Source organism: Actinoplanes sp. TBRC 11911, assembly GCF_012933445.1.
Taxonomy (GTDB): domain Bacteria; phylum Actinomycetota; class Actinomycetes; order Mycobacteriales; family Micromonosporaceae; genus Actinoplanes.
This window is the reverse complement of record NZ_JABBNC010000003.1, coordinates 107835-126320: the sequence shown is the minus strand read 5'-3', so window position 1 is coordinate 126320 and position 18486 is coordinate 107835. Positions and strand designations below refer to the sequence as shown.

The window sequence follows — 18486 nt, the reverse complement described above, 5'->3', positions numbered from 1 at the left end:
TCCTAGGATCACGCCGTCAGAACCCTTAGAAGCTCCACTAGCGGTAAAGCGGATGCCACTGTTCGAATCGGGCTGCCATAATCCGGACGTGCGGCGGAGACGTTTCTCCCCCTTGGTCGGCCGGCAAGCGGAGCTCGCCGAGATAGACGGCGTGTGGCGCGACGTCCGCGACGGACAGGCCTCGGGCATTCTGATCTCCGGTGAGGCCGGGGTCGGCAAGACGCGCCTTGTGCAGGAGACCGTTGATCGGGTGCTCTCCGACGGCGGTCAGGTCGTGGCCGGCGCATCCTTCCGCATCAGCACCGGCGGTCTGCCGTACGGTCCGATTCTCGACGCCCTGCGCCGGCTCCTGCGCGATCACGACGCCGGGTCGCTGGCCGAGCTGGCCGGGCCTCGCTTCGCCGTGCTGGATCAGCTGCTCGAACCGCACGACGGCGACAAGAGCCATCAAGCCCGTCTGTTCGATGTGTTCCTGGCGCTACTCGCGCAGCTCGCCATCGCTAAACCGGTTCTGCTCGTGATCGAGGACGTGCACTGGGCCGAACAGTCGAGTCTCGACCTGCTCAGCTTCCTCACCGTGGCGTTGCGGCGCGAGCGCGTCCTGCTGATGGTGACCTATCGCGACGACGAGCCGGCCGCCGGTCCGCTGCCGGCCGCGCTGGTCGAGCTGTTCCGCGGCGGGTTCATGAACCACCTGCCGTTGTCCCCGCTGGACGCCGATGAGCTGGGCGCTCTGCTGACCAACCTGGCCGGTGCCGCCCTTCCGGCGGCCGCCGTCGACGAGATCGCCGATCTCTGCGGCGGCAACGCCTTCTTCGCGGAGGAGATCTTCGAGGCGCGCGGTCTCGGTGAGCAGGTTCCTCCGCACGTACGCGACGTGGTACTGCTCCGGGTCGCCACGTTCTCCGCCGACGCGCAGTCGGTCCTGCGCCTGTGCTCGGTGATCGGCCGCCGGATCGGCCACCCGCTGCTCGCCACGGTGAGCGACCTGGAGGAGAACGCGCTGCTGGCGGCCCTGCGCGAGCTGGTCGCCAACCGGGTGCTCCAGATCGACACGACCGACTCGTACCGTTTCCGGCACGCCCTCGCGCAGGAGGCCGTCTACTCCGACCTGCTCCCCGGCGAGCGCGCCCGGCTGCACGGCCACGTCGCCGAGGTGCTGTCCGAACGGCGGGACGGCCCGCGATCCACGGCCACCGCGGTGGTCGCGCACCACTGGGCGGCCGCCGGAAACCTGCCGCGCGCGCTCACCGCGGTGGTGGCCGCCGGTCGCGCGGCGGCCGAGGTGCGCGCGTACCGCGAGGGGCTCACGTACTTCCTGCGCGCGCTGGACCTCTGGGACGAAGTGGACGAACCGGGCGAGAACAAGGCGGCGGTGCTGGCCGCCGCGGCCCGCTGCGCGCACGACTCGGGCGAGCACGAGACCGCGGTCGACCTGGTCGAACGAGCGCTGGCCGCGACCGACCAGGGAGACACTGTCGGCCGCGCCCTGCTGCACGAGGCACTCGGCACCTACCTGGATCGGGTCGACGGCGCTCGCGCGCTGACCGCGTACACCCGGGCCTATCGCCTCCTCGCCGGCAGCGACGCGACCGCCGAGCACGCCCGGGTCACCGCCGCCCTGGCCCAGTCGCTGTCGAACCGTGGCCGGTACGTCGACTCGGCGCCGCTGTGGGAGGAGACCCTGCGGCTGGCCCGCGACGCCGGCCGGCGACGGGAAGAGGTCCTCGGTCTCAAGACGTCCGGCTGGCATTTCGCCATGCACGGCGATCCGGAGACCGGAATCGGCCGGATGCGCGAGGCACTGCGCGTGGCGCGCGCCGAGGACGACGTCGAGGGCGTCTGCGGGGCGTACAACCATCTGTGTCTGGCCTTGGACTTCGTGGGCTGGACGGCGGACGCGGTGGCCACCGCCGAGGAGGCGCTCGCCTGGAGCGGCGACGTCGGCGTGATGTTCCCGCCCATGCTGGACATGCTGGACTCGATCGTCCTGGTGCTGTGGCGCACCGGCCACTGGGAGCGCGCCGAGCAGGTCGCCGATCTGCTGCTGGCCAGCCATCACGCGACCGCACGCGCCCTGATGACCTTCGTGGCGCTCGCCGAGCTGGCCGCCGCGCGCGACCGGCCGGAGGAGTCGGCGCAGCAGATCAAGCAGGCCATGGAGCAGCTCAAGAACAACGACGACCCGCTCAACCACGGCCTCGTGCACGCGGCGGCGGCGGTCCGGGCGATGTGGCAGGAGGACTATCCGACCGCGCACGACGAGGTCGAGGCCGGCCTCGCGATCGTCGGCGGCCGGGGCGACGACCAGCAGGCGGTGGCGTTATGCGTGCTCGGGCTGCGGATCGAGGCGGACGAGGCGGAGCGGCGGCGGGCCCGCGGCCGGCCGGTCGCCCAGGTGCGGGAGCGCGGCACCGAACTGCGTTCCCGGGCCGCGTCGCTCTGGCAGGGCATGGACATTCGGCAGCGGTCGTTCCCGGAGGCCGCGGTGGACGCGGCGATGGGCGAGGCGGAGTTCGCGCGGCTGACCGGCGAATCCGACCCAGCCGTGTGGGGCGAGGTGGCGCACGGCTGGGACGGCCTGCAACGACCGCATCCGGCGGCGTACGCGCGGTGGCGCCAGTGCGAGGGCCTGGTCCGGCAGCGCGACCCGCGGGCCGCCCAGGTGCTGCGCGGCGCCCACCGCACGGCAACCGAGCTGGACGCCCGGATGCTGCTCAAGGAGATCACCGCGCTCGCCGACCGGGCGCGTATCGACCTCGGCGCACCGGCCCTGGCGGACCCGGCCGCACCGGAACATCCGTTCCACCTCACCGACCGCGAGCTTCAGGTGCTGATCCTGCTCAAGGAGGGGCGGCGCAACCGGGAGATCGCGCGGGCCCTGTTCATCAGCGAGAGCACCGCGAGCGTGCACGTGTCGAACATTCTCGGCAAGCTGAACGCGGCGAACCGGGTCGAGGCGGCGGCCATCGCCCATCGTCTGCATCTCGGCGGTCAGGACTGACTCTGGCGAGCGGTCCAGAACGGCGTACCGGGGAAACGGGTTTCTTGGCGGTAATACCAGTCCAGTTCGGTCAGGTATCGGTGGTATCCGGCGGCCACGTCCGAGGCGTAGTCGTCGATCGAGCCGCCCGCGATCGCCTCGCCCGCCGCGATGCCGCCGGTCAGCGCGTCGTGCAGGCCGCGCGCCGAGAGCGGATCGTGTGCGCAGGCCGCGTCCCCGACGGCGAGCCAGCCCGGACCGGCGAACCGTTCGAGTGCCGAACTTCCCGAGGCCGCGGTGTGCAGTGCGCTCAGCATCCGCAGCCGCGGCCACCCGGCCCGGCGCCCGGCCCGGCGGGTCGCCCCCAGCATCAGCGTCCACGACTCGAGCGCGGTCAGACGGTCCCGGCCCGCGATCGACGCGTCGGTAAACAGCGCCACCACCAGGCGGTCGCCGGGCACCCGCGAGACGTACCACCAGCCGTACGGCACGGCCTCCAGCAGATTGGCCGCGTCGGCGGGGTCCGGGTTGGCCAGCACCGCCGCGATGCCGACCAACCGGCTGTCCACCCGGCGGTGCACGTTGAGCAGGCGGGCCAGGACGCTGCCGCGGCCGGTTGCGTCCACCACGAAATCCACGGTGATCGGCGGATTGTCATCGGCGAACGACATCGTCCACACCGAACCGTCGCGCCGGGCCCCGGTGAGGCGGCGCGCCGCCGGAGAGCCCGCCGCGGTGCGCAGCATCCGGACGAACCGGGCCCGATCGAGCTGCCACGACGGCCCGCGCGGGTCGAGCATGGCGGATCGGAACGCCGGCTCGTCCGAGCCCCAGCACGACAGGAAACCGCTGCTGCGCAGGTGCCCGGCGGTCTGGAAGGCGGGCCAGACGCCGAGCGTGCGCAGCGCACCGGCGGCCACCGCGGGCAGGCCCTCGCCCGGTTCCCAGTCCGGTGCACGGTCCGGATCGATCAGGATCACGTCGAGCCCGGCGTGGGTCATCGTGATCGCCGTGGCCGTCCCGGACGGGCCGCAGCCCAGCACGGCGACGGTGCGGGTCAGCGCCACGCCCGCTCGCCGAGCAGCTCCGGCTCGGCGTGCACCACGTCTTTCGCGGCGGCCAGCTCGTCGAGATGCGACAGTGCGCCCAGCACACCGCCGTCGCTGGCCCGCGCCCACACCGCGTCCGGCGCGTAGCCGAGCGTCCCGGCGACCTCGTACCCGGCCGCCCGCAGGATCGTGGCCCGGTCGGCGTCGCCGGCGAACCGCACCAGCACCCGCCCGGTCGGCACCACCGGATCGCCGCCCGGCACCCGCCGATAGACCGGGCCGAGCCGGCCGGCGGCGGCGGCGACCGGCACCACCACCGGCTCCGCGTCGCCGTGCACCGCGACCAGGTCCTCGGCCAGACGGAGGTCGCCACTCAGCCGAACGGGTGCACCGGGAAGGATTTCCGACGCTTTCACCACCCCAGTCTGTCGTGAACCAGGCTGTCCGCAAGAGCTGAGTTGCGCAGGGTGAAGGCATGCATCCTGACTGAAGGGGGATCGCCATGCTCAGCTGCCGGTTCGGAGGCAGTTCCGGATACCGAATGGAACTCCAGGACAACGACGACCTTGTGGTCATCCGGTCGGCGCGACGCGGAGCGCGGCACGACGTCTCCCCGCTGTCCGAGGACGCGCGGCGGGCCCAGGAACAGCTCGCCCCGCTGTTCGGCTTCGCGTCCGCGGGCGTCGGCGTCTACGCCGCCGAGGCCGGGTCGTCCGCCGCGCTGTCCGAAGCGATCAACGCGGACCCCGAGGTCGAGTTCGCCGGGCGTGGACTGCGCGACCAGTTCGGCGCGCCGGTCGTCTACACCGAGAACGTCTTCGTCAAGTTCCGCGACGACGTGCGTGCCGAGGTTGCCGAGCGGGTGCTCGCCGACGCCGGCCTGGAGATCAAGAGCCGGGCTCCGTTCGGGTATTTCGCCGGCGCGCCGGCCGGGACCGGGCGCGAGATCTTCACGGTGGCCGAGGCGCTGCTGGACCGCGACGACGTCGACTACTGCCATCCCGAGCTGATCCGCGAGGTGGCCCGGATGGGGATGTTCGGGCAGCAGTGGCACCTGGGCCGGGCCATGATCGGCGGCGCCGACATCGACGAGCACGCCAACGTGGTCGCGGCGTGGGATGTGACCCGCGGCAAGGGCACCACGATCTGCGTCATCGACGACGGCGTGGACATCGACCATCAGGAGTTCCGTTCGGCGGGCAAGCTGGTCGCCCCGCACTCGGTCAGCCGGCCGCGGACGGACAGCCCGCGGCCCAGCGAGGGCGACAACCACGGGACCGCCTGCGCGGGCGTGGCCTGCGGGGACGGCACCGGCCAGGCGTCCGGGGTGGCACCCGAGTCGCGGCTCATGGCGGTGCGGCTGGTGTCCGGTCTCGGTTCGCAGGACGAGGCGGACGCGTTCGTCTGGGCCGCCGACCACGGCGCCGACGTGATCTCGTGCAGCTGGGGCCCGATGGACGGCAAGTGGTGGGTGCCCAACGACCCGGTGCATCAGCAGGTGGTGCCGCTGCCGGACAACACCAGGCTGGCCATCGAGTACGCGGTCACGAAGGGTCGCGGCGGTAAGGGCTGCGTGATCACCTGGGCGGCCGGCAACGGTGCCGAGAGCGTCGACAACGACGGCTACGCCAGCTACGAGAAGGTGATCGCGGTCGCCGCATGCAACGACCGTGGGCAGCAGAGCCGGTACAGCGACTTCGGCGACGCCGTCTGGTGCACCTTCCCGAGCAGCAACGGTGAGCCGTCGCGTACGCCGGGGATCTGGACCACCGACCGCACCGGACGCGAAGGCTACAACTCGGGTGACGTGACGCTCGGCGACGCCGCGGGCGATTACACCAACTCGTTCGGCGGCACGTCGAGCGCCTGCCCGGGCGTGGCCGGCGTCGCGGCCCTCATCCTGGCGGCCAATCCGGCCTTGCGCTGGGACGAGGTGAAGAACATCCTGCGAGAGACGTCCGACCGCATCGACGACACCCCGGGCGAGTACGACGTGCGAGGCCACAGTGCGCGGTACGGCTTCGGCCGGGTGAACGCGGGCAACGCCGTTCAGGTAGCAGTCAAACTCGCCGGATAGAGGTGGCACGCATGGACCGGATCGCCTACTGCGCCATTCATCCCGCCATCGGCATCGCCCGCGTCGGCGACAGCCCCGACGAGTATTTCCTCGACGAGCCCTCGTCCTACAAAGACGCGGCCGGGCGGGTGAAGCGGCAGGCGGTCCGGTTCCGGATCTTCGCCTACAACGAGCAGGACCAGCCCGTACGCGAGCTGACCGGCACCGACGCGGACATCACCTGGACCGCACACCTGGTGAACCGCAAAGGCGCCGCGCAGGTCTTCCTGCCCGTCCGCGGTGGACCGTCGCGGCGCAACGAGGGCGTCGCCGAGGAGCGCCTGGTCATCGACCCGGGCACCCGGTCGGTGAGCGGACCGGCCGCCAAGGCCACCTTCGACGGCGGCACTTTCCTCGGCCACCCGGTCTACCTGGGCGAGTTGCGCACCGACGAGCAGGGCCGGCTGCTGGTGCTCGGCGGTCACGGACGCTCCGGGTCGGAACCGGACGACAAGCCACTGCCCAGCTTCGCCGACAACGACGGCTGGCACGACGACACCGCGGACGGGCCGGTCACCGCCCGCGTCGTGGTCGACGGCCAGGAGATCGAGGTGCGCCCGGCCTGGGTGGTGGTGGCGCCGCCCGACTTCGCCCCGGCGATCAGCAACCTCGTCACCCTGTACGACGTGGCCGAGCAGGTCGCCTGGGAGAAGGACTGGATCAAACCGCCCGGCGAGGTGTCCTTCGACAACGACATCGTGCCGCTGCTCGCGCGGGCCATGGGCTACCAGTGGGTGAGCGGGCCGGCCACCCGCGGGCACCGGTACGCCGCGAGCCGGGACGGCGTGGTGGAACGCTTCGGCGACTTCCTCGAACCGGATCACCTGGCGCTGCTGCGTGACCCGGGCGAGGCGGGCGCGCAGGCGCGGCGCCGCATCGTCGGGCTGATCCGGGTGCCGCACACCATCGCGGACGAGGCCACCGCCCGTCGGCAGGCGACCCCGGCGTACATGCCGCAGCTCTCCGGCGACGGCGGCGCCGGCACCCCGGGCGAACCGCAAACCTGGTTCACGGTGACCCCGCTGCAATATCAGCGGCTGACCTTGTGGGCGGACGGCCATTTCACCGTGGGCGATCCCCCGGCCACGGCGACCGAACCGGAAAGACTGGACCGGGCCGCCCTCGAAGCCTGCGTGGGCGGGCCGTTCTTCCCCGGCATCGAGATGAGCTCGCTCTGCCGCGACCCCGACCGGTACGCGGCGCCGTTCCGGTTCCGCGGCGACCAGGTGCCCGGCTGCATGACCGAGCGGATGGCCGTGCCGTGGCAGGCCGACTTCACCGACTGCCGGCATCTGTGGTGGCCGGCTCAGCGCCCGGACGACGTGATCGTCGAGCAGGACTACCACGCGGTGGCCGCGGCGCTGTTCCCGGACGGCAGCACCGCGGACCGTGCGATCAAGACGACCGCCTTCCCCCGGTGGCGGTGGGATCGCGGCATCGGCGACCAGCTGCCGGTCTCCCCGGCGCAGGGCCGCAACGACAGGAGGCACCGCGAGATGGTGGACGAATGGCCGCAGCTCGGCTTCCTCAAGCCGACCGCCGACGGCGTCGTTGTCGAGACCGAACGCCCCTCGTACGTGGGGCTCCGGCACCGCGACTACTTCCACATCATGCTCAACCTGTACCAGTACCCGGACTTCCTGCCGATGGCGTGGAAGTTGGCGAACGGTTTCCTCGAGGCGGCGGCGGCGAAGCAGAAAGACCCGTTCACCGACACCGACCTCAAGCCTTTCCGGTACGAGGAACGCGCGTTCGACGCCCGCATGGACAGCATCTACGACGCTCTCGTGGACACTGCCGGGCGCTACGATCCGGCGTCCGACTCGCTGTTCCGTACGCGGGAAGATGTGGTGGAAAGGTTGCGGCAGTCCGGACCGCTGAACCAGACCGACGGGGTGTGGCTGCGCAATGTCGCCACCATCGGGCCGATCGACGACCTGACCGGCTTCCTCACCCGCATCTGGCTGGACGAGGTGGGCGAGGGCGACCCGGGCCAGAACCACGCCAACGTCTTCACCCGCACGCTGGAGAGCGTCCGCATCCAGACCGCACCGCTGTCCAGCATCGAGTACGCCCAGGACGACACCCTGCTCGAATCGGCGTTCACGCTGCCGCTGTTCCAGCTGGTCGTCTCCCAGTTCACCGAGCAGTTCTTCCCCGAGATCCTCGGCATGACCCTGTTCCTGGAGTGGGAGTCGGTGGAGCTGACCACGACGCAGCGGCTGCTCGAGCACCACAAGCTGGACTCGACGTACTACGCGCTGCACGTGGCGATCGACAACGCGCACGAGGGGCACGGCGGGATCGCGAAGCGGGCGGTGAAGCGCTACCTGGGACGCTTCCCCGACGACAGCCGGCAGGAGCAGTGGCGGCGCGTGTGGAACGGGTACGTGGCGTTCCGCACCACCGGCACGCTCGGCGCGGACCTGGCCGCGAAGGTGACGTCGCCGACGCGTACGCGGGATCGGGTCATCGCCATGATCGAGCACAAGAAGAAGTACGGAAGCCTGAACCACGCCCGGGTGGCGCCGCAGACCGGGATGTCCAACAACCTGTTCGAGAACCCGGGGCAGATGCTCGACGCGCTGGTGGGCAGCGGTCAGGTGGTGCCGGGCGACCCGGACGGCAGCCCGTTCATGGCGCAGATGCGGTTCGGCGGCCACATGTACCGCGTCTTCACCGACGAGGAGCAACGGTACTGGGCGGACTGGATCCGTTCGCTGCCGTCGTCGCCGCCGCCTCCCGGCCGGCGGGTCGCGTTCAAACCGGCGACCGAGGCGCCGGCACCACCCGCACCGACCGGGACCGTCCGGCACCTCGTGTTCGCGTCATCGGCCGAGGAGGTGGCCGACCATCCGCGCGGCACCCTGCTCGGGCACGGCTCCGCGCATTAGACCTGGTTGCGGATCCGCGCCACGCACGTCTTGTCGACGGTCTTGAACGGCTTGCCGTAGACCTTGCGGGACGCGTCGTCGTAGCTGAAGCCCTCCCGCATCTTCACCTTCACAAAATCGAAAAGCTTTTTCTCCCCGTACGTCTTGGCCATGCAGTCGACCGCAAGGTGGCTGAACCCGTAGTACACATTGGCAGCGACGATCGAGGCGTCGTCGGCCAGGGCGGGCTGGGCGATCGTCGTGAGCCGCTTCCCGGAGGCGCGGACCACCGCCATGCGCAGGCTCTGCGTCGCCGCTTTCGGGTACTCCCCGATGTACTCGGCCACGCCCTCGGACAGCCACATGTCGTCGTCGTTCTGCGTGTTGAGGTCGCTCAACGTGACCACGTGACCCATCTCGTGCTTCACGACTGAGATCAGGTCCTGCTTGCTGCGCCGTAACTCGTCCATCCGCAGCACCACCTCGGTGTCCGGGCCGCCGATGTTGTACGCGTAACCGACGGCGCCGTTCGTGCCGGCCTTGCCGAACCAGCGCTTCCACGCCTTGGCGTCCGCCACGTAGACCCGGTACCGCGTCTGCGGGTTCTCCTCGATCGCGGCGAACCGGTCGTTGAGCGTCGCCGCCTGCTCGGCCGCGGCCAGCACCTTGTCGAGGTTGCTCGCCTCGCTGTGCGGGCCGGCCACGATCACCCGCTTACCGGAGCGCACGACCAGGTCCTTCTCCTCCCACGGGACCGGGTCGAGGTTGTCCTTGCTCTGCTCGACCCGCATCGCGGTGATCCGCTGCTGCCCGGCGACCGTCTCGACCGTCACGTACTGATGCACCGAGGGGGTCGGCGGATCGACCGACCCGAGACCGCAGGCACTCATGCAGTACTCGATCGTCGTGGCCATCTCGATCTTCGGCGAGGACGGTTTCGATCGCAGATTCTTCTGGCGGTACCCGAAGTTGGCGACGCCCAGCGTGTGCAACGACTCGAACATCGCCCGGTACTGCGCCACCAGCGCAGGCTTGCCGGGGTCGATCGCCGCCAGCCACTTCTGCTCGTTGCCGTCGAGCATGGCCTGGGCCTGGTCGTCGAGGAGATCAGCGGCTTTCTCGTAGGCCGTCTGGGGCGGCGCCGAGTACTCCAGCAAGTCGGGCGACGTCGATGGGGTAGCGCTAGCGCCCTCGGCAGCCGAGCACGCCGAGAGCGCCAGTATCAAAATGCCCGCCGCAACGGGAAGAAGTTTCACGGCCGCAGACCATAGCCGGTTCGTGATCTTGGTCTTTTTCTGCCCGTGGCTGGTCCGGGATCTTGCGCTTATCGTGGGGGAATGGCCCCTAGCCCGTCCGCCGGCCTGAATGGCGACGCCGGCGCCCGGATCCGCTGGACCGTCGAGCGCCTCGACATCCAGCCCGCCGACCGAATCCTGGAGATCGGCAGCGGCGGCGGCACGGCCGTGTCCCTGGTCGCCGAGCGCCTCGCCCCCGGCCGCGGCGTGCTGACCGCGATCGACCGCTCGGCGACGGCGGTCAAGCGAACGACGGCCCGCAACGCGTCCTACATCGAGGACGGCCGGGCGGTGGTGCAGGTGGCGGAGTTCAGCGAGGCCGGTTTCCCGGACGGCGCCTTCGACAAAATCTTCTCCATTAATGTGAGCTTGTTCTGGATCGGCCCGGCGCGCGCGGAGTTCGCCCAGGTCCGGCGGCTGCTCGTGCCGGGTGGGGCGATGTTCGCCTGCTGGGGCCGGGGGCCGACGCCGGGGCGCTCGGACCAGATCGCGGCGCGCGCCCGGGACCGTTTCGCAGAGGCCGGCTTCACCACAGAGGTAATCACCGAAAACGGCCTGCAGTGCGTAAAGGCAACCCGCCCCGCCTGACCGGTCCCGCCCGGCGGGCGCGTTCCGTGAAGTAGGCGGTCAGCCCTGGCAGGAGGCCGGACGGGCGGCGAGGTTTGCTGCGGCGTCGGCGGGAAGGGTTGTCGTCAGAGGTTGCGCGGCCGGTGCTGCCTCGGTTGTCACGGGTGGGGACGAAGGCGGGCGTGGCGTCGCGGCGGGTGCGGCCTTCTTCGCGGGCTTCTTGGTGGCGGCGGGCTTCGGGGTGCCACCCAGGCGCACCGTCGTTTTCTGGGTTCGCTCCGGGGTCATCGTGATGCCGGTGAGCGTGGCCGTCCGCCCGTACACATCAGAGACCTTGATTTTGTACGGTCCCGGCCCCGCGCCGCTGTCGATGATCCAGTAGTTGTAGTCCTCGCGGTGGGCCGTGCGGAACGCGCCGCTGCCGGTCGCCACCTTGACCGACGTCAGTTGCGTCCCGTGGTTGTCGATCAGCGCGGCGAACCAGTAGCGCGAGGCGCCCTCCTTGATCCGCACACTCAGCCCGCCGAGCGCCCCCGACAAAACCGGATTTTTCACGGTTTTGTATGTGATGGGAATGACCCCGTCCACCTCGGCGCCGATCTTCTTGAACGCCGTGCGGCTCAGGTCGATGTGCCCCGGCTCGCAGGGCGGACACGAGTCGATGACCTTGACCCGCACTTTGCCCTTGGGCCCGGTGACGTCGAGATACGTGCCGCAGGCCGCCCCCGCCGCGTATTGCACCGGCCCGAGCGCCACGAAGAGATCATCGGCCGGGGCGCTGGGGAACGAGCAGTTCCCGGTCCCGCCGCCGAGATCGTAAAAGGTGGCCTTGCCCTTGCTCGCCGAGGTAGACGGCGGCGCCATGCCTTTGATCGCCGAGGTGGACAGTGCTGCTTTGGCGTCGCCTTTGATCGCTGACGTGGACGGCGGTGCCGCGCAGGCCGACCCGCCGTTCTGCAGCAGCAGCGCGATGCCGACTACGGCGGCGAACAGGACGGCGCCGCTCGCTGCGAGTCGTCGAGGCGTAACAAAGCCGATCCAACGTCCGGTCACGCTGAGCCATGCTGCGCGGCACCCCGTACGGACGGCAACTCTTCTAAGAGTCCGCTAAGACAACCGAGACCGGATCACCCAGGCGGATTAGGCCCATCGGCCCGTACGGGATGAGGTTGATCGCAAACCGCAGCTCGGTACCGAAGCGGCGCCGCTCGCCGAGCATCCGCAGCGGTTGGCGGCCGCGGTCCCCGGTCTCCTGATCGGTGGTCGTGACCACGCAACGCCCACACGCGGACACCGCCCGAAACGTCATCTCCCCGATCCGCAGCCGCTTGCCCAGCCACGTGTCTTCGTCCCAGGCCGCGGCGCCGCCGACCACCAGGTTGGGCCGGAAGCGGGTCATCGGCACCGGTTCCTGGCCGGCCTCGACCAGCCAGTCGTTGAGCGCCGACAGGGACGCCTCGTTCGACAGCAGCACCGGAAAGGCGTCGGCCAAGCTGACCCGATCGTCCGGTTCGGCGTGCGAGCTGATCGGCCGCACCGTCGGATCGGCCTGCCAGACCAGCCGCGCCTCGCGCCCGAGGAACGCCCCGATCCACCCGCTCTCGGCGACCCGCGCGGGGATCGGGTCCTTGTGCCGGAAGACGCGCACGAACGCCTTGGGCCCATCGTGCGGCTCGTTGACGTCGAGCGGGGGCCGGCCGGGTGTCGATAACTCCAGGCCACCTTCGCGCGGGCGTACCGAAATTTGGGTGAGCTCAGGCGCCTCGCGCTGCGTGATCCCCACACCGTCGGCATCCACGATCATCCACCGTCGGTCACCTTCAAGCCCCCAGGGCTCAACCCGCGCCGAGCCCTGCTCAACCCGGTGGCACCCCTTGATCGGATGCGTGAAGACCCCGGTAATACGCATACCCCAACCCTGTCACGTGCCCTCAAAGCCGGCGCCCCCCATGCACCGCCGCCCGCGCCGCGATTTTTGGGCGGAAACGGTCCGGCGTTCCGGTACGCGTCTGCGGTGGCCACAAGCCCGGGTCACCGGTCTCACTATGTGCCGATCGCGACCACATCGTGGACCCTCTTGAGACCTTGGAGAGTTACGCCCATATGCGAGCCATAAGTATCCAAGGTCCACGAAACATCGCGTAAAGCAAGGGAACAAAAGCCGCAAGAGAGGACGAAAGTGTCCTCTACAGTGGACACGAATCCCACATCGCGGACCCGCAGCCACGATGTGGTCACCAGTCCCACACAACGGACGCCGGTCCCACATAACGGAACCGTTCAGCTGGTTCTCGCGCCGCTCACCCTCCGATGCTTTGGCCTTCCGTGGCGGACGTGTGAGGGCCGTCGCTGTGGGGAGCTGGGACGTTCCGGCCGTTACAGGTGCCCACACCCGCTGTGGGTCGCCGCGGTGTGGGGAACCGCAGCCTCCCCCGGCGTCGCGATTCCCCACACGTGGGTCGGGGTGGCCGTGGTGTGGGGAGCCACAGCCCCCCAGCGTCGCTAGTGCCCACACCCGGGTGGGGGCGCCCACTGTGGGGAGCTGGGACCTGGCGACGCCGCCTCGCACGGGGACTACGGGCCGACGGAACCAGCTGAACAGCTACACATAACGAAACTGGGAGGGCGGTGAATAGCGGTTTGACCAGCCCGGTTCGCCAGAATACGCAGCATTACGCCGTCCCGCGATCTTGGTGCTCGGCCACGGAACGACCCGGGCCGCCAATGGCAAACTCGAGGCATCCGGGCCGCGCACGCGGCAAGCCAGACCGTGCCCGGGTTGTGGACGCGGCAAAGCCGACGGTGCCCGGGTTGCGGACGCGGCGAAGCCGACGGTGCCCGGGTTAGGGACGCGGCAAGCCGGCGGTGCCCGGGTTGCGTACGCGGCGAAGCGATTCACCCGGGCTGAACACGCGGCAATGCGATGCACCCAGGCTGCGCGCGCGGCAAGCCGGTCCGAGCCAAGGCCTCTAACGCGAAAGTCTCTAGTTTGCGAGGTCTCGCCACATGGAGATCTCGTCACGGTCGTCGCCGGGTGCCAGCCGCAGCGCGCCGGGCAGGCGGCCGGTTTCGCGATAGCCGAGCCGGGCGTAGAACTTCTCGGTTCCCATGCCCCCGCGGACCGTCACCTGCAGGCCGACCAGCCCCAGCTTGCGGCCCACCTGCTCGGCTTCACGCATCAGCGCGGCCCCGTACCCCCGGCCCTGACTAGCCGGCGTGACCATGACGCGCTTGAGGACGCGCCAGTGATCCTTCAGCGCGAACCGGTTGTCCACGACGAACAGCAGCGCGACGAGTTCGCCGTCGTCGAGCCCGACCAGCAGGTGGTCGATCCCTTCGGAGACCCCGGCGAAGGCCGCCTCCGCAACGGGCCGCACCCGCTCCGCCGTCACCGGCGCCACGAACCCCACCGCACCACCGGCATTGGTCACCTCGGTCCAGAGCGCCACGACGCGCTCCCGCAACCCATCGTCCAGCCCCGGATCAAGCACAAACTCGAGCCCCATGCAGCCATCATCGCGAACCCCCACACCCCGACCGCCGCGAGCCACCCCGACTGTGCCCCGGCTCGCGCCAAGTCCCCGCGACGGCCGTGGTTTGCGGGCGTGGCTCGGGCCGCACCAAATTCACCCCGCGACGGGTTTGGTTTGCGGGCACGCTCCGGGTCGCGCCGGCCACATGACGGGCTCGACCCGAAGCACGGCCGCAAGAACCAGCCGAGTCGGTGCCGTGGCGGGTTTGGTTGCGGTCGCGCCGAGTCGCCACGTGACGGCTTTGGTTTGCGGTTGTGCTCGGGGTCGCGCCGCTCGCCAGACGACGGACTCGTTCTTGCAACCCTGCTCCGCGTCAAGCCGCGTCGATGCCGTGACGGGGTTTGGTTTCTGACGTCCTCCGGGCCGCACCGAGTCACCGCCGTGACGCCTTTGGATGTGCCTCGGCACGCACCTGATCCACCACGCGACCGGGTTTGGTTTGCGAGTCTCCCGGCCGCGCCCGTCCCGTCATGCGACGGTGTTTTGGGTTCGTGGGTCGCCGGGTGCCGCCCGCCCCGTCTCGCGACGGTGTTTTGGGTTCGTGGGTCGCCGGGTGCCGCCCGCCCCGTCTCGCGACGGTGTTTTGGGTTCGTGGGTCGCCGGGTACCGCCCGCCCTGCCACGTGACGGGGTTTGGGTTCGTGAGTCGCCGGGTGCCGCCGGTCCTGCCACGTGACGGGGTTTTGGGTTCGTGAGTCGCCGGGTCACCCCGCCCCGCCACGTGACGGGGTTTTGTTCGGGGGGTGCGGGTGGCGAAGCCCCCGCTTCGCGCGACGAAGTCGCGCACAGGAACGAGGCTGCCAGGTCCACGCACTCCGTGGACACACTCCGGCCCCAGCCGAGTGCGGAAGGGGGGACTTGAACCCCCACGCCCTTTCGGGCACGGGCACCTAAAACCCGCGCGGCTGCCTATTTCGCCACTCCCGCCCGTTTTGCCCCGTAGGACAAAGCGTTGACAAGAGTTTAGACGGTCGGTCGTGCTCGTGGTTGGTCGGCCACTTCAGCTTGCGAACCCGGCAACTACGTGGCCCGGCACCTGCCAAGACATTGCCGTCGGTGGTTGCCCGCACCGCCCTGATCAGGGTGCCGCGGGCCGCACGCTCAACGCGGGACGTGCGGGGGGCAGGCCGGGAAGGCGTCACGTATGGGCGGTGCGTAAGGGACATAAGCTCCGCCGACACGGGCGGCCGACCCGCTCCTCAGCCGCACATCCCATGAACCTGATGTTGCAGACCGGCCCGTGAAGCGCCGACCGCATGACCGACACGGCGGCCGCCTTGCGGATCGAGCCGCATGACAGCCGCCGTGGGACCGGGACCTGTGGCGATGACTCTGCCGGTTCTATCGGCAGAGGAGCGGCCTTCAGGAGTGGAAACGGCTCAGTCGATTCCCAGATCGCGGCGCAGCTTGGCCACGTGGCCGGTCGCCTTCACGTTGTACAGCGCGCGCTCGATCTGGCCGTCCTCGTCGATCACGAAGGTGGAGCGGATGACACCCGTGACCGTCTTGCCGTAGGACTGCTTTTCGCCCCACGCCCCGTACGCGGTCAGCACGCTCTTGTCCTCGTCGCTGACCAGGGGGAACGTGATCGCGTCGTGCTCGCGGAACTCGGCCAGCTTGGCCGGCTTGTCGGGGGAGATGCCGACCACCTCGTAGCCGGCGGCCTGCAGCGAGCCCAGGTTGTCGCGGAAGTCGCAGGCCTCGGTGGTGCACCCGGGGGTCATGGCGGCCGGGTAGGCGTACAGCACGACCTTGCGGCCACGCAGATCCTTCAGCGTGAGCCGGTCGCCATTGTCGGTGGGCAGCGAAAACTCGGGGGCCGCGTCGCCGGGGGACAGTCGAACGGAGTCAGTCATGCGACAGACGATATCCCGCAACTGTTGTGTCGTTGAGGGCAGCGCGGAGCCGCAACACGCCCCTCAATGCCATGGCCGCGCCGCCCCCGATCGCGACGATGACGAAGACCCGCGCGAGCCAGCCGGGACCGGCGTGCGGGACCACCGCGGCGCCGAGCACGCCGGCTTCCGCGAAGCCGCCGAACAGGGCCACCGCCGCTCCGGAAAGCGCGACGTAGAAGGGCGGATTCCAGTACGCGGCGGCGATCGCGAGCACCCCCGCGAGGACCACCACGATCGGTGTGCTGCCGCCGTCCAGCGCGCGCGTCAAGGCGTACGCAAGAGGAGCAAGACCGACAATCAGCGGCGATATCCGGAAAAAGGCAAAAAAAGCGACAGCAAAGACAAAAAGGGCGCCAACCCACCACATCCACGTACGCGGCGGGGGCAGCCAATCGAGCGTCCCCCGGATCGAATAAGCCGAGGTCTGCACGCGCAACGGCACTTCCCAATCGCGCAACCGATGACTCTGCGAGGGGTCGGCGGCGGCGACGGGCGGAACGGCCGACAACCAATGCGTCCGCTGATCATGCCAGCGGACGGTGGTCGCCGAGGAGATCTTGCGCCAGGCGGGCGGCGCGGTCGGGTCGGCGGACGCGGGCACGGACGTGTCGCCGCTCAGCGTTTCATTGATGTACGCCGCCGGCGAGTTCACGTTCTGCCAGGTCCCGTCCGCGCGGACATCGAGGTACGGCTCGCCGGAATACCCGAGGATCTCGACCGAGTGCCCGGTCGTGTTGCGCAGTTCGAGCCGCGCTCCGGCCTCGACCACCCGCACCGACACACCGTCCAGCGTGACCCCGGTGACCGCGGTCCGATACGCGGTGGCCGACGGCGTGTCCCCGCCGTGTGCGAAAGCGGGGGTCGCCGGCGCGACAATCGCACCGACGACCCCCGCCAGCAGAAGGAGCCTCACGCGCCGGCCTGGGTCACGGCCTGGGTGAAGACCGCGGTCGTGGGCAGCGTCTGGTTGGGACCCTGCACGACCTTGCCGGCGACCAGGATCGTCGGGGTGCCGTTGTATCCGCGGGCCGAGAACGTGTCGGTCGCCTTCGCGGCCCACGCGTCGTATGTCTTGTTGTTGACGGCGTTCGCGAACGCGGTGCCCAGTCCCACCGTCTTGCCGAGGTCGATCAGCTGCGCGTTGGTGAGACCGTCGCTGCCCTCCGCCGGCTGGTTCTGGTAGAGCGCGTTGTGGTATTCGATGAACTTGCCACCCTCGGCGGCGGCGGCCGCGGCCCCGGCCGACCGGGTCGAGTACTCGGTGCCGTTCGACTCACGGTCCAAGATCGACACCGGGTGGTAGAAGACAGTGATCTTGTGCTGGCTGACCAGCTGCGCCACCGTGGCCCCGGTCGAGTGCTCGAACTCGTTACAGATCGGGCACTGGAAGTCCTCGTACAGATCCACCTGCACCGGTCCGGTCCCCACCTTGAACGCGGTGCCCTGATCGACCGCCACGCTGGGTGTGACCAGCTTCGCCGCCGTGTCGCTCTGCTGGTTGGAGAACTGGCTCCAGCCGACCAGTCCCGCGATCACCAGCACTAATACGACCGCCACCGTGGTCCAGAGCGTTACCCGGCGGCGTCGATCGGCGGCCTTTTGCTGCTCGACTATCCGCCGAGCGTTAGCGCGCTGACGCGCGGCAGTCTTGCTCATCGTTCTCCCAACAAAGCACCATCAAGTGAGAACCGGGTCCGCGGCTTGATCAGCACTATGGACGCGAGGACCAGGAACCCCACGTCGCGCAGGATGTCCGAGCCGTACTGGGTGTTCTGCCCGGCGGCCAGCGAGCCGCCCTTGCTGAAACAGCCGCAGTCGATCTGCAGGCCACGGGCCCACACCGAGGCGATGCCCGCGATGTAGATCACCATGACGATCGCCCCGATGATCGCGCTGAGCCGCACCGCGATCCCGACCAGCAGAAGCAGGCCGATGGCGATCTCCACGAACGGCTGGATGGCGCCGATCACACGTGCGGTGTCAAAATCCATGAGGCGGTACGCGTTGACGGCGCGCCCCGAGCCTGCGAGGTCGGTCACTTTCAGCCCGCCCGCGACGAGAAATACCGCCGCGAGTCCGATTCGGGCAACTGTCGAGATCCACGGCCAAGCGGCCGTCACCCGGGCAGACTGCCTCGTTTCCATGGTCACGCCTACTTAGTCGGTGCCGCGGT

Annotated in this window: 14 protein-coding genes and 1 tRNA gene; 4 read left to right on the top strand and 11 right to left on the bottom strand. The window is 69.8% G+C overall.

Annotated elements, in window-relative coordinates; translation table 11 throughout:
* Window positions 1-88: 88 nt before the first annotated feature.
* Entirely contained in the window at window positions 89-3004 is a 2916-nt protein-coding gene (locus tag HH310_RS06340; protein ID WP_169174472.1) for a helix-turn-helix transcriptional regulator, read from the top strand.
* On the opposite strand, the gene HH310_RS06335 is transcribed toward HH310_RS06340, so the two are convergent.
* A complete protein-coding gene (locus HH310_RS06335; RefSeq protein WP_169174471.1) occupies window positions 2995-4050 on the bottom strand; it encodes an NAD(P)/FAD-dependent oxidoreductase in 1056 nt (351 codons plus the stop codon). The two genes, HH310_RS06340 and HH310_RS06335, sit on opposite strands and share 10 nt — an antisense overlap.
* Window positions 4041-4448 carry a hypothetical protein gene (locus tag HH310_RS06330; protein ID WP_169174470.1) on the bottom strand — a complete coding sequence of 136 codons (408 nt, stop codon included), beginning with the start codon at window positions 4446-4448 and terminating at the stop codon, window positions 4041-4043. The genes HH310_RS06335 and HH310_RS06330 overlap by 10 nt, the downstream gene beginning before the upstream one ends.
* Before the next feature lie 125 nt (window positions 4449-4573).
* On the opposite strand from HH310_RS06330, the gene HH310_RS06325 reads away from it, so the two are divergent.
* A complete protein-coding gene (locus HH310_RS06325) occupies window positions 4574-6109 on the top strand; it encodes a S8 family serine peptidase (RefSeq protein ID WP_248293757.1) in 1536 nt (511 codons plus the stop codon).
* A gap of 11 nt (window positions 6110-6120) precedes the next feature.
* Window positions 6121-9042, top strand: coding sequence for a LodA/GoxA family CTQ-dependent oxidase (locus HH310_RS06320; RefSeq protein ID WP_169174468.1), 2922 nt, complete (start codon window positions 6121-6123; stop codon window positions 9040-9042).
* On the opposite strand, the gene HH310_RS06315 is transcribed toward HH310_RS06320, so the two are convergent.
* On the bottom strand, window positions 9039-10277 hold the full coding sequence (locus tag HH310_RS06315) for a hypothetical protein (RefSeq protein WP_169174467.1): 1239 nt from the start codon (window positions 10275-10277) through the stop codon (window positions 9039-9041). The two genes, HH310_RS06320 and HH310_RS06315, sit on opposite strands and share 4 nt — an antisense overlap.
* A gap of 81 nt (window positions 10278-10358) precedes the next feature.
* On the opposite strand from HH310_RS06315, the gene HH310_RS06310 reads away from it, so the two are divergent.
* Window positions 10359-10904, top strand: a complete 546-nt coding sequence (locus HH310_RS06310) for a cyclopropane-fatty-acyl-phospholipid synthase family protein (protein ID WP_169174466.1) — start codon at window positions 10359-10361, stop codon at window positions 10902-10904.
* A 39-nt stretch (window positions 10905-10943) separates the two neighbouring features.
* Here HH310_RS06310 and HH310_RS06305 read toward each other — a convergent pair whose 3' ends face one another.
* The 8 genes from HH310_RS06305 to HH310_RS06270 form a co-directional block, all read right to left on the bottom strand.
* Entirely contained in the window at window positions 10944-11936 is a 993-nt protein-coding gene (locus HH310_RS06305; RefSeq protein WP_312033870.1) for an expansin EXLX1 family cellulose-binding protein, read from the bottom strand.
* A 43-nt stretch (window positions 11937-11979) separates the two neighbouring features.
* Complete coding sequence (locus tag HH310_RS06300; protein WP_169174465.1) at window positions 11980-12792, bottom strand: MOSC domain-containing protein; 813 nt, start codon at window positions 12790-12792, stop codon at window positions 11980-11982.
* A gap of 1075 nt (window positions 12793-13867) precedes the next feature.
* The gene (locus tag HH310_RS06295) at window positions 13868-14389 is read right to left on the bottom strand and encodes a GNAT family N-acetyltransferase (RefSeq protein WP_169174464.1); all 522 of its coding nucleotides are present in this window, start codon (window positions 14387-14389) and stop codon (window positions 13868-13870) included.
* 869 nt (window positions 14390-15258) lie between these two features.
* Window positions 15259-15342, bottom strand: a tRNA-Leu gene (locus HH310_RS06290).
* A 452-nt stretch (window positions 15343-15794) separates the two neighbouring features.
* On the bottom strand, window positions 15795-16271 hold the full coding sequence (bcp, locus tag HH310_RS06285; protein WP_169174463.1) for a thioredoxin-dependent thiol peroxidase: 477 nt from the start codon (window positions 16269-16271) through the stop codon (window positions 15795-15797).
* Window positions 16264-17088 carry a hypothetical protein gene (locus tag HH310_RS06280; RefSeq protein ID WP_312033869.1) on the bottom strand — a complete coding sequence of 275 codons (825 nt, stop codon included), beginning with the start codon at window positions 17086-17088 and terminating at the stop codon, window positions 16264-16266. Before HH310_RS06280 ends, bcp begins: the two co-directional genes overlap by 8 nt.
* Before the next feature lie 134 nt (window positions 17089-17222).
* A complete protein-coding gene (locus HH310_RS06275) occupies window positions 17223-17969 on the bottom strand; it encodes a thioredoxin domain-containing protein (RefSeq protein WP_169174461.1) in 747 nt (248 codons plus the stop codon).
* Entirely contained in the window at window positions 17966-18457 is a 492-nt protein-coding gene (locus tag HH310_RS06270; RefSeq protein WP_169174722.1) for a DoxX family protein, read from the bottom strand. Before HH310_RS06270 ends, HH310_RS06275 begins: the two co-directional genes overlap by 4 nt.
* Window positions 18458-18486 lie beyond the last annotated feature (29 nt).